Below are 9,991 nucleotides of genomic sequence, written 5' to 3' on the forward strand. Positions count from 1 at the left end.
AGCTCCAACCGCCCGGCTACGACCAGTGGATGACCCCGGCCGCCGGCTTCGACCCCGAGCGGGTCGCCACCGACACCAGGCTCGGCCCGCAGGCCCTGGACCTCATGCGACGCCTCGCCCGGCTGCGCCCCACCTACGGGCCGAAGATCCCGCTGCAAGCCGCGTGGCTGGACATGGCCCTGGACCGTGGTGTCCTGCGCGTGTGTCACGCGGACGGCAGCGTCGGGGACGTGCCCGCCGGCGAACTGGCGGGCCTGCTCGGCGCCTCGGCCGGGGTCACGGACGTGCGCGACGCGGTCCACGAACTCCACGCCACCGGCATGCTCCTGGTCGAACCGGACGGCGAGGACGACACCGTGCTGCGCGTCGTCGTCGGCAGGCCCGCGAAGCCCGGCGATCCGTGGCTGTTCGGCGGCGACACCGCCGGCGACCTCATGCCCGGGACCGGCATCCCCGACAGCCTGCAGTCCCTCGGGCCCGAGTAGCTCGCGGCTCTTCGCCGCGCCGGTGCCGTCGGCCGTGGCCGTCACGAGGAATGGCGACAGGTTGAGGAATTCCTCGATCCGGGGGTGGAGCGTGCCGGGCACCTTGGCCGCGACCCGCGGTTTGGGTTCACCAAAGTTCCGCCGGAACGGTGGCGGATCCGGCAGTGCGCGATGCTCATGTGGCGTTCCGGCTCCCCCTGGATGCATACGCGCCGAATACGGAGGTGTCGAGATCCTTGAGGGACTCCAGTACCAGAGTGGCAATCGCCAAGCGAGGATCGCTGCGGTCAGCGGCCTCGGGAACGGCGACGACCGTCATCTGGGCTGACACGCCGGCAAGGATGCCGTTGAGCGAGTCCTCGATCACCATGCATTCGTCGGGTGACGCGCCGAGGGCGGCGGCCGCGCGGAGATAGGCGCCCGGGTGGGGCTTGCCGTGTTCGTCGTCCTCGGTCGAGAACACGGCATCGAAGGATCGGTCGAGGCCGGTGCTCGCGAGCGCCTGCCGAATCACCGACTCCGGCGAAGACGACACGACGGCCATCGCCCTCGATGCACGCGCGCACGCCGCGACGGCGTGTTCGGCGCCGGGTTTCAGCGTCACTCCCTCCAGTCCACGGCACACGGCGGCCACGATCTGCTGCTCGACGTCGTCGGGGTCGGCTTGAAGGGTGGCCCGGTCGAACCAGTAGGCCACCATGTCCCTCTGCCGCAGCCCGCGCGTCGCCGCCTGCATCTCCGGTGTGAGGTGCAGGCCGAGCGGACCGAACACTTCACGTTTTGCCGCGTCCCAGATCGGTTCGGAGTCGATCAAAAGGCCGTCCAGGTCGAACAGGACAGTCGGTTGCATCGGTTGTTCCTTCGTTGGTGATCACGCGCGGACGAGACGATTCGCTGCCCCACCGTGCATGAGCAGATGGTGCTGTGGCCGATGACGATGCTCATGGGCCGCCGGCTGGCCCGGCGGCGAGCGTGAACCGTCCCGAGGTGGGCTCGTCGGCCCAGCCCCGGTCGGTCAGCCGCTTCATCTTCGACCGAACTCCTTTGACACTTGCCGGGACCGTTTCCCGTCCGAGTACGGCAGTGATCTCCTGACAGGGCATCACTGACTTCCCGCCGGATGCTTCTTCGGTGAGCGTGGTGAGGATGCGCTGGTCGTGGGCAGCGAGCGCGGCCATGGCAAGCGCGGGACGCCACACCGGGACGATCGAGCCCCACCGCGCGGCCATCGGTCCGGCAGGCTCAGCGAGTACCCGGTCCGCCACCTCCCGAAGCTCCTCCACACGCTCACGCGCGGCCAGTTCCCGCTCCTCCGGGAGACCCACCGCCGACGCCATCCCGGCACCTCCACCGACGAGACTACCCAACGGCCCGAGTATGCCTCGCCATTTCGGCATCATGCCTGAACTGCGGAAACCCGCCGATCAAGTTCGGTGCGACAACGGCTTCTCGGCTTCGCCCCCGGCTTCCGTCCGACCTCAACGGGGTCTTCCTCGCCCGTTACCGCATCCAGGGGGGTTCCATGTCGTGGTCGATGGGGATCGCGGCCCGCAGGTCCGCGTGGAGGGTTTCGAGGGTCTGCCCGTCGAGGGCGGCGTTGCCGCGCGCGACGGCGATGTCGAACGCCCAGTCGCCGATCTGCCAGAAGACCCACCAGGAGAAGCCGCCGGACGAACTGACGCAGGTCACGTCCCACGAGGTGGGCCCGGAGCAGTCCGGGGTCGGTTCCGGTGCGGGGCGCCCGTCGGCCGGCTCCTCGAGGGCCCAGTCCCGGGACGTGGCCTGGACCAGCAGGAACGGCTCGCCGTTGCCAGCCAGTTGGAACCAACGGACGGCGCAGGCACCGAAGTTGCGCGACGGCCGGGGACAGAGTGTGCCGCTGGACCAGTCCGCGGGACCCGTGGGAACCGCTGTGGCCGGCGAGGGCGTGATCAGCCGGTCGAGGTCCAACGACCTGACGGGTGTTCCGGTGTCCCCGTCGACGAGTTGACGCTCCCCCAGGGGAGCTCGGAGGTCGACCTCGTCCTCGGGGTCGGAGACGCAGGCGAGCGACGCCCCGTGGGCCGGTGGCATTCGCTCGATCGCGAAGTGGAGGGTGACGGCGCTGCTGGACTCGTCCGCTGTGAGCGTGGCGGGGGCGCAGTGTCCGGTGTCGATGAAGTGGATGTGGCGGCCACCGAGATCGACGAGTACGGGGACGGCGATCGGGTAGGGGTCGGAGCCTGGTACGAAGTGGTAACCGGGCAGGAGGCTGCAGCTCGCCGTCAGCGCGGCGAGGACGACGGCCGCGAGCCACCTTGTTCTTCGACGGATCCACACAGTCGTCTCCCCGTTCCGACCGGCCTGACGAGCCTTCCCTACCCTGATGCGGCGTCATTTCACCGTCAGTCCGCCCCCTGGACGACAGCACTACCGTCACCTGGCGGTTCGCGGCCCGGTCCGATCTCAACCCCGGCCCCATCGGCATCGTGAAGGCTGTCCACGCCACCGACGCCGACCTCGACCAGTGCGACGTTCACGTTCACGTGCTCGTCGGCCCGGCGCTCGGATCCACGATGCGGGTGGGCCGCTTCACCGCCCGCTTCGCCTCCGAGGGTGACGAGTACCCCGTGGAGGACCACTCGCCTGGCCCGCCTCACCGTGGCTCGGTGTGGGGCCGATGGGGCGGAACCCGCAGGCGGCACCCCTGTGGCTGCCTGTGGGTTCCGCCGGTCGTCGGGGCGGTACGAGACGACGTCACCGGGTGGCGGGGTCTCCTGCGGCCCGGGTCGGGAGGGTCAGTCGGTGGGCTCGACCTCGGTCTTGTCGACGATGGTGGTGGCGAGCAGGGCCGAGGCGTAGTCGTATCCCTTGCCGTTGCCGGCGCCGGGGGAGGGGGTGCCTGTGGGGGGCAGGCCGTCGGAGCCCGCGGGCGGGAGGTCGGACAGGAGCACCTCGCGCACGCCGAGGAAGGCGCCGGTGGTGGGGTCGAAGATGAGGGCCACGCGCAGGGTGCCGTTGGTGCCGACGACCGCGACGCCGTGCCGGCCCGCCGCGTCGACCTCGTCGGTGACCACCGACGTCCCCGGGATCTTCGCGGCCGCTTGCATGAGTGCTGCGGCGACGGCGGGGGGCGCCGAGATGTTCTGGAAGATCATCTGGACGTCGCCGAAGGCGATCTGGTGGCGGAGTTCGGGTGTCATCGTCACGCCCGCCACGGTCTTGGAGCGGTCGACGGTCAGCAACTGGTGCAGCAGTTGCTGCGGGTCGGTGGGTAGGTGGGAGACGAACTCGTACGTCAGGGCGTCGAATCCCGCCGTACGGGGGGCGCCGGGGAGGTCGGAGAGGGTGGCGGGCCACGGGGTGCGTCCGCCTCCCATGGTCGGATCCAGGATCAGGCCCTGGGACCTGCCGTCGACCGAGATCCACGACTTCTGCTCGCGCTTGGACTCGCGGGCGCCGTCGTGGATCTCACGCCGGTAGACGAACTGGTTGCCGCGTGCCTGGGGGGCGGGGCGGCTTGCGGCGGCCTTCGCGGCGCGGGCGAGCAGGCCTGCGGGGTCGGTCGGCTCGGGCTCGGGCGTGATCGACGGAGTGGCCGAGGTGGCTGGGGCGGGCGTGGCGGGGGCCGAGGCGGAGGAGGCCGGGGTGGAGCCGCTGTCGTGGTGTCGGCTGGGGACGACCAGGGTGACGGTGGCCAGTGCGCCCACTGCCAGCGGCGCGACCAGCCAAACCGGCCTGCGCCGGGGCCTGGGGGCCTTCGCCTGTGCGGTGATCTCACTCATCAGATGCTCCTTCAGGAATCGCCGGCGGTCGGCGGGGAGCGTCTCGTGCGGGTTGTTCATCGGATCTCCTCCTGCAACGACCGGGCAGCCTCGAAGCCGCCACCCCGTACCTGTCCGATGGTGCGAGCGGGTTCCCGGCCCTGCGTCAGTTCGTGCTCGGCGAGGGAGCGCAGCCGGGCCCGTGCCCGGGACAGCCGGGAGCGGACGGTGCCGACGGGCACGCCCAGGGCCTCGGCAGCCGACGCGTAGTCGAGCCCCACCCACACGCACAGTCGGAACACTTCGCGCTCGGAGCGGCGCAGGCCCGGCAAGGCACGGTGTACGGCTGCCAGTTGGGCGCTGTCGTCGATCCGTGAGACCAGTTCGTCGGCGAAGTCCGGTGCGGACCGGCACTCGGTGAGTCGGGACATCGCCGCCCGGTGGCGGCGGGTTGCCCGTGTGGTGTTGCGCAGCACGTTGGTGGCGATGCCGAACAGCCAGGGTCGCAGGTCGTCGTCGCCGTCGTGGATTTTGCGGTGCAGCCGCCAGGCTTCCAGGAAGGTCAGGGACACCACGTCCTCGGCCGCCGCCCAGTTTCCGAGGGTGCGCAGCGCGTAGCCGTACACGGCTTGGGCGTGCGTGTCGAAGAGTTCGCCGAGCGCACCCTGGTCCCCGGCGCGTAGTCGCGCCCGTTGTGACAGTTCCATGCCCACCTCTGTCCGCACACCGCCCGGGGTTCCCTGTGAGCTGCGCCACGTTGGGTGGCGGCGGTGCACGGGGTGGGCGAGGGACCGTGCCGGTCCGGAGCCGATTGTGCGCTGCGGTGCGGACGCGCCGGTCGTGCGGGGGGCGTCGCCGGGTGGGCACGGGAGGCGGGGGCTCGTGGTCGCGGACCGGGTGCTGGTGCGGTGTCAGGATCCTGTGGGTCTGCTCGGCCTCTCCACCGTTTCGGCTGTGGGGCGAGCTCCGTCTCTCGAGGGTTGTGTTCGACGTCCTTGACGTCGATGTCCGGGTGGGTGGCATGCGAGGCGGCCTGGTTCGTGAGGCCTTGGTCGGCCAGTGTCGTGTGAGAGGACGTTCTGAGCTGATATGACCGCCTTGTGGTCGCCTGATCGTGTGGGCTTGGGCGGTTCAGGCCGGTCGCACGGCTTGGACCTGCTGGGCTGTTCGGGTGAGCGACCGCAAGCCCTACAAGAGCGACCTGTCCGATGAGCGTTGGGCGCTGATCGAGCCGGTGATCTCGGCGTGGAAGGCCGACCATCCGTCGCCGACGGGACATCAGGGCCGGTACGAGATGCGAGAGATCGTCAACGCGATCCTGTATCAGGGACGGACCGGCTGCCAGTGGGACTACCTCCCGCACGACCTGCCGCCGAAGTCGGCCGTCTACTACTACTTCGCGGCCTGGCGCGACGATGTCACGGACGTGAAGATCAACGACCTACTGCGCTGGCAGGTCCGGGAGAAGGCCGGGCGGTCGGAGGATCCGAGCCTGGTCGTGATCGACACGCAGAGCGTCCACGCGGCGGTGAACGTGCCCGCGACCACGACCGGGAAGGACGCGGCCAAGAAGGTGGCGGGTCGCAAGCGCGGGGTGGCGGTGGACGTCCTGGGCCTGGTCATCGCAGTGACCGTGCTGGCTGCCAGCGACCACGACAACGCGTTCGGCACCGCGCTGCTCGGCCAGGTCGCCCCCATCGACAGCATCAAGAAGGCTCTGGTGGACCAGGGCTTCAAGAAGACCGTCGTCGAGTACGGCGCGATGGTCGGCATCGACGTCGAGATCGTTGAACGCAACCCAGCGGACAAGGGCACCGGTTTCGTTCCGCAGGCCAAGAGGTGGATCGTGGAACAGACGCTCGGCATCCTCATGCTGTTCCGGCGGCTCGTGCGGGACTACGAGAGCAGGCCGAAGTCCTCGGAGTCCAGGGTGCGCTGGGCCATGATTGACGTGATAGCGCGCCGGCTCACCGGTCAGACCACGCCCACCTGGCGCGGGTGACCGCGTGGACGCCCAGGTCACGCCGCTCCTGGAGCGGATCGACGCACGCGAACGCGAGCTCGGCACCGCCGCGGAACAACTCCGCACGCAGATCGACGAACTCACCACACGCATGCGTGAACTCCACGAGGAGATGGAAAACCTGGCGGTGACCCGCAAGACACTCCTCGCCCTCCCGCCGACCGCCCCGGAACCGACCGAGGAGCCGCCTGCCCTGCCGGCCCACCCGGCCTACCAGCAGATCCTCGGCACCTTCGCCGAGACTTCCGGGCCGAAGCGCGCCCGCGACCTGTGCCAGGCCCTGGACCTCCCGCTCACGGCAAAGAGCATCGAGAGCACCCGGCACAAGCTCAAGCGCCTGGTCAGCCTGGGAGTTCTTGCCGAGACCGAACCGGGCCTGTTCACCCAGCGCCGCCCGTAGCCGCCCCCTCACTTCAAGCCGTACGCCACGACTGCTCTCGGTGGGAATCCCTGCGATGCCTACTGGATGCTCCACCGGTGCGGATGTTCCGGCCTCGCGGGGCAGGTGAAGACATTCAGCAGCCCGTACCGGCCGAAGGCTAGCCGGGCTGGGCGGGGGTCCCGTAGGTACTCGGGAAGGTGACCGTCCTCGACCGGCATCCAGCTGATGCAGCCGTCCCATTCCCGGCTGTCCAAGGTCACCAGCAAGGCCATGGACGTGCCGCAGGCCGCGCAGGTCATGGCATGCGGGTCGGTGCTGTGCCAGGAGGCGAAGCCACCGACACGGTAGCCGGGTGGGATGGACAGGTCGTGCTGGTAGGTGAGCACATCAGCGTCCGGGTCCTTGTCCGCCTTCCGCTCCTGCCTCTCCTCCCAGGCGTCGATCTTGGACTGCAGGCGCGCGGGCAGCGTTCCGGCGTAGGGATAGGTGGTCACCTGCTCGGGGTGCAGCACGCACGGCTCGGGCACCGAGCCCTCGAAGCCGACCAGTAGCGGCTCTGGTGCGGCGGGCAGCGGCTTGCCAACCTGCTCGGATCGGCGCCAGACCATGTGCAGGGCGAGGCCGTAACCGCTCGGACCATGGGCCTCGAACGGGCACCAGAGCACTTGCAGCAGATCGCAGCCGTCCGGCCCGGCTGGAAGGCCCGGCACGTCCCGCTGGTACAGCTGAACCAGGCCGATTAGCGGGACCGGATCGGTGTCCGCGAGGTCGGGCAGGCGGTGCTTGCGCTCCAACTCCTTGAGCAGGACCCGTTCCTCGTCCGTCGGCCCCGGGGCCGCGTCGCGGGCCCAGGCCTGTGCGAGTAGCTGCCGCCGGCGGCGGATGTCCGCGATGCGGTAGCCGCGCCCTCGTCGGTGCGGCTCGGTGCACATTGGCCACGGTTCGTCCACGGGCCAGAGCAGCGGGCCGCCGATTGAGCTGGCCGAGGTGTCCGGGCTCCCGGCCCGCGGGTGCAGCCGGGTCGTCACGCCACGGTAGTCAGCCAGCTTCGGGAAGAGCTTTTCGACATCCAGTGGTCGGGGCGGCGTGGTCCTGGTCATGGCCGTGACCATAGATCACCGCGCTGACCCCGCCTCGTCTGGGACTGTCAAACCCGCCAAACGACCGCGTTCGCTCGGACAGTGCCTCGTCCCGAACCGCCATCAGAATCGGGCATACCGGTTCAGAATGTCCTCTCAGATCAACCTGGTGGAGGGCAACGCAGAACTCCTCTACTGGCTGCTTCCGTCCGCGCGGGGAACGGGCATCGTGGTCGAGGCCGTCAGGAGGCTGAGCGAGTGGGGTTTGGAGGGGCTCGGTCTGCATCGGATGTCGCTGTGCCACTCGGTGGCGAATCCGGCGTCCTGTCGCGTGGCCGAGAAGGCCGGCTACCTGCTCGAGGGCACCATGCGCAGTGCGGTGCTGCATGCTGACGGCTGGCACGACGTGCACCTGCACGCGCTCGTCCAAGGCGATCCCCGGTGATCCGTCTCTTGTCACTTTCGAGGCTTGTGGCGGCTTCCGGGTTGACGCCTGCGGCGACCGCCTGGTCCTGATCGGCGCCGGCCCTTGCGTTTGTATCACCGGGAGGGGTGATGGGCTCGGCGTCGCCGTGGAGGGGGTTCGATGCCGCTCTTCGGGCTTCGGGGTGCCGGGTATGGCGAGTCCTTCGGCAGGTTGTCGGTGTTCACGCTTCACGTGGAGTTCCTCGCGAGGGGGTCCGGGTCGGTTACCACAGCTGACCTCTGGGCTCCCTCGCTTCATCTCGTGTGCGTCGCCGGGTCCTTCGGGTCATTCGTCTGGTGGGTGTCGCCCAGGGAGAGCAGGACGGTGCGCAGGGTCTGGGCGAGGGTGGCCTGCTGCTCGGGGGGCAGGGCTGCGAGCAGGCGTTGTTCGGTCGCGAGGTGGTCGGGGAGGGTGTGGTCGATGAGTGTGCGTCCTTCCTGGGTGAGGGAGACGTGGACGACTCGACCGTCGGTGGGGCTGGGGGTGCGGGAGACCAGGCCGGCGGCCTGCAGCCGGTCGAGCCGCTGGGAGACGGCGCCCGAGGTGACCATCGAGGACTTCATCAGCTGAGCTGGGGTCAGCCGGTGGGGCGGGTCGCTGCGGCGCAGTGTCGCGAGCACGTCGAAGGAGGCGTGGTCGAGGCCGTGTTCGGCGAAGGTGTGCCCGAGTTCGGTGTCGATGAGGCGGGCGAGGCGTTTGAGGCGGCCGATGACGCCCATCGCGGAGACGTCGAGGTCGGGCCGCTGGCGCGCCCACTGCGCGAGGAGGTGGTCCACGTGGTCGGTCCGGTCATCCATGTCGACCAGGCTAGCGAATCTCTTAGCGGTGAGATACTTTATCTTAGCGCTAAGAAATCGCCGGGGGTCACCCTGCCGGGGTGGGCTTCCGCGGGCTGCTCGGCCTGCGGCTCGGCCTGCTGGTCGCCATGGTGGTCGGCTGGTGCGCGCTGGGGCGGGAGCTGACGCCCGCTCGGCTGCCGGGCCGTCTGATCATCCTCGGCTTGCTCGCGGTCGCCCGGTTGCGCCGCGGTGGCAACGCGCCGGGTGGGTCCGTCGTGGTGGCGTGTCCGGTGTCCACCTTGTTCCTCATTGAAGGAGTCTGAATTGATGCGTCACACTTTCCTGCGTTTGACCGTGTTCGGTGCGAGCGGCGCCGTCGGCAGCCGTGTGGTCGCCGAGGCGCTCCGCCGGGGACACGCCGTCACCGCCGTGGTCCGCTCGCCCGAGAGCCTGGCCGCATTGCCCGGTGAAGTGACCGGGTACCTGGCGGACGCCACCGACGCCGAGGCGGTCACGAAGCTGACGGACGGTCAGGATGTGGTGATCGGGGCGACCCGTCCGGCGTCGGGGCGCGAGCCGGAGCTGGCTGCCGTGACCGAGGCGATGCTCACGGCAGTGGCCCGTGGTGGTGGCAGGCTGCTGCTCGTCGGTGGGGCGGCGACCCTGCTGGTGGACGGCACGCCGTTGATGGACACCCCCGATTTCCCGGCGCAGCTGGGGCCGATCGCGCAGGCCTGCCGGGAGCAGTACGAGACCTGCCTGGCAGCCGGGCCGGAGAGCGACTGGACGTACCTGGCCCCGCCCGCCGAGCTCTCCCCGGGTGTCCGGACCGGCCACTACCGGCTGGGGCGGGACGAACTCCTCACCGACGAAGCGGGCCGGTCGGCCGTCTCGATGGAGGACCTGGCGGTGGCCCTGCTGGACGAGGCCGAGCGCCCCCAACACCGGCGGGCCCGCTTCACCGTCGGGTACTGAAAGGCCCGTTCGGTGGGTCAGAGTTCGGTGATCAGGTCGAGGAACGGCACGTGTCGGTC

12 protein-coding genes and 1 pseudogene are annotated in these 9,991 nt (G+C 69.9%); 6 read left to right on the forward strand and 7 right to left on the reverse strand.

Translation table 11 applies throughout. The annotated features are described in order from the left end of the window. The coding region (locus ABD323_RS36985; protein ID WP_344446483.1) for a hypothetical protein at nucleotides 1-485 on the forward strand (485 nt) is incomplete at its 5' end. 175 nt (nucleotides 486-660) lie between these two features. Here the strand turns inward: ABD323_RS36985 and ABD323_RS36990 are convergent. The 5 genes from ABD323_RS36990 to ABD323_RS37010 all read right to left on the reverse strand — a co-directional run bounded on the left by ABD323_RS36990 (nucleotide 661) and on the right by ABD323_RS37010 (nucleotide 4,935). Next, nucleotides 661-1,335 (reverse strand): HAD family hydrolase, encoded by a 675-nt coding sequence (locus ABD323_RS36990; protein WP_344446484.1) that lies wholly within the window; start codon nucleotides 1,333-1,335, stop codon nucleotides 661-663. A gap of 91 nt (nucleotides 1,336-1,426) precedes the next feature. Then, nucleotides 1,427-1,822, reverse strand: coding sequence for a hypothetical protein (locus tag ABD323_RS36995; RefSeq protein WP_344446485.1), 396 nt, complete (start codon nucleotides 1,820-1,822; stop codon nucleotides 1,427-1,429). 163 nt (nucleotides 1,823-1,985) lie between these two features. Then, on the reverse strand, nucleotides 1,986-2,804 hold the full coding sequence (locus tag ABD323_RS37000; RefSeq protein WP_344446486.1) for a hypothetical protein: 819 nt from the start codon (nucleotides 2,802-2,804) through the stop codon (nucleotides 1,986-1,988). Nucleotides 2,805-3,262: 458 nt separating this feature from the next. Next, nucleotides 3,263-4,309 (reverse strand): CU044_5270 family protein, encoded by a 1,047-nt coding sequence (locus ABD323_RS37005; RefSeq protein ID WP_344446487.1) that lies wholly within the window; start codon nucleotides 4,307-4,309, stop codon nucleotides 3,263-3,265. After that, nucleotides 4,306-4,935 (reverse strand): RNA polymerase sigma factor, encoded by a 630-nt coding sequence (locus ABD323_RS37010; protein ID WP_344446488.1) that lies wholly within the window; start codon nucleotides 4,933-4,935, stop codon nucleotides 4,306-4,308. The genes ABD323_RS37005 and ABD323_RS37010 overlap by 4 nt, the downstream gene beginning before the upstream one ends. Before the next feature lie 464 nt (nucleotides 4,936-5,399). On the opposite strand from ABD323_RS37010, the gene ABD323_RS37015 reads away from it, so the two are divergent. Both ABD323_RS37015 and ABD323_RS37020 read left to right on the forward strand, forming a co-directional pair. Then, complete coding sequence (locus ABD323_RS37015; RefSeq protein ID WP_344446489.1) at nucleotides 5,400-6,230, forward strand: IS5 family transposase; 831 nt, start codon at nucleotides 5,400-5,402, stop codon at nucleotides 6,228-6,230. Between the two features lie 4 nt (nucleotides 6,231-6,234). Next, nucleotides 6,235-6,651 (forward strand): hypothetical protein, encoded by a 417-nt coding sequence (locus ABD323_RS37020; protein ID WP_344446490.1) that lies wholly within the window; start codon nucleotides 6,235-6,237, stop codon nucleotides 6,649-6,651. Between the two features lie 59 nt (nucleotides 6,652-6,710). On the opposite strand, the gene ABD323_RS37025 is transcribed toward ABD323_RS37020, so the two are convergent. After that, nucleotides 6,711-7,733 (reverse strand): hypothetical protein, encoded by a 1,023-nt coding sequence (locus tag ABD323_RS37025; protein WP_344446491.1) that lies wholly within the window; start codon nucleotides 7,731-7,733, stop codon nucleotides 6,711-6,713. A 139-nt stretch (nucleotides 7,734-7,872) separates the two neighbouring features. Here ABD323_RS37025 and ABD323_RS37030 point away from each other — a divergent pair. Further along, nucleotides 7,873-8,157 (forward strand): annotated as a pseudogene (locus tag ABD323_RS37030) (GNAT family N-acetyltransferase); the annotation flags it as partial. Nucleotides 8,158-8,432: 275 nt separating this feature from the next. On the opposite strand, the gene ABD323_RS37035 reads toward ABD323_RS37030, so the two are convergent. Next, nucleotides 8,433-8,975, reverse strand: coding sequence for a MarR family winged helix-turn-helix transcriptional regulator (locus ABD323_RS37035; RefSeq protein WP_344446492.1), 543 nt, complete (start codon nucleotides 8,973-8,975; stop codon nucleotides 8,433-8,435). Nucleotides 8,976-9,055: 80 nt separating this feature from the next. Between ABD323_RS37035 and ABD323_RS37040 the strand changes: the two genes are divergently transcribed. Both ABD323_RS37040 and ABD323_RS37045 read left to right on the forward strand, forming a co-directional pair. Then, nucleotides 9,056-9,280 (forward strand): hypothetical protein, encoded by a 225-nt coding sequence (locus ABD323_RS37040; RefSeq protein ID WP_344446493.1) that lies wholly within the window; start codon nucleotides 9,056-9,058, stop codon nucleotides 9,278-9,280. Nucleotides 9,281-9,284: 4 nt separating this feature from the next. Beyond that, nucleotides 9,285-9,932 carry an NAD(P)-dependent oxidoreductase gene (locus ABD323_RS37045; protein WP_344446494.1) on the forward strand — a complete coding sequence of 216 codons (648 nt, stop codon included), beginning with the start codon at nucleotides 9,285-9,287 and terminating at the stop codon, nucleotides 9,930-9,932. Nucleotides 9,933-9,991: the final 59 nt, after the last annotated feature.

The organism is Kitasatospora nipponensis (genome assembly GCF_039528135.1).
Lineage (GTDB): Bacteria > Actinomycetota > Actinomycetes > Streptomycetales > Streptomycetaceae > Kitasatospora > Kitasatospora nipponensis.

What these genes read in the sequence shown, in the direction of transcription:
- ABD323_RS37025 (WP_344446491.1), bottom strand. Translation starts at nt 7,733, where the DNA reads ATGACCAGGACCACGCCGCCCCGACCACTGGATGTCGAAAAGCTCTTC.
- ABD323_RS37005 (WP_344446487.1), bottom strand. Translation starts at nt 4,309, where the DNA reads ATGAACAACCCGCACGAGACGCTCCCCGCCGACCGCCGGCGATTCCTG.
- ABD323_RS36990 (WP_344446484.1), bottom strand. Translation starts at nt 1,335, where the DNA reads ATGCAACCGACTGTCCTGTTCGACCTGGACGGCCTTTTGATCGACTCC.
- ABD323_RS37035 (WP_344446492.1), bottom strand. Translation starts at nt 8,975, where the DNA reads ATGGATGACCGGACCGACCACGTGGACCACCTCCTCGCGCAGTGGGCG.
- ABD323_RS37045 (WP_344446494.1), top strand. Translation starts at nt 9,285, where the DNA reads ATGCGTCACACTTTCCTGCGTTTGACCGTGTTCGGTGCGAGCGGCGCC.
- ABD323_RS36995 (WP_344446485.1), bottom strand. Translation starts at nt 1,822, where the DNA reads ATGGCGTCGGCGGTGGGTCTCCCGGAGGAGCGGGAACTGGCCGCGCGT.
- ABD323_RS37010 (WP_344446488.1), bottom strand. Translation starts at nt 4,935, where the DNA reads ATGGAACTGTCACAACGGGCGCGACTACGCGCCGGGGACCAGGGTGCG.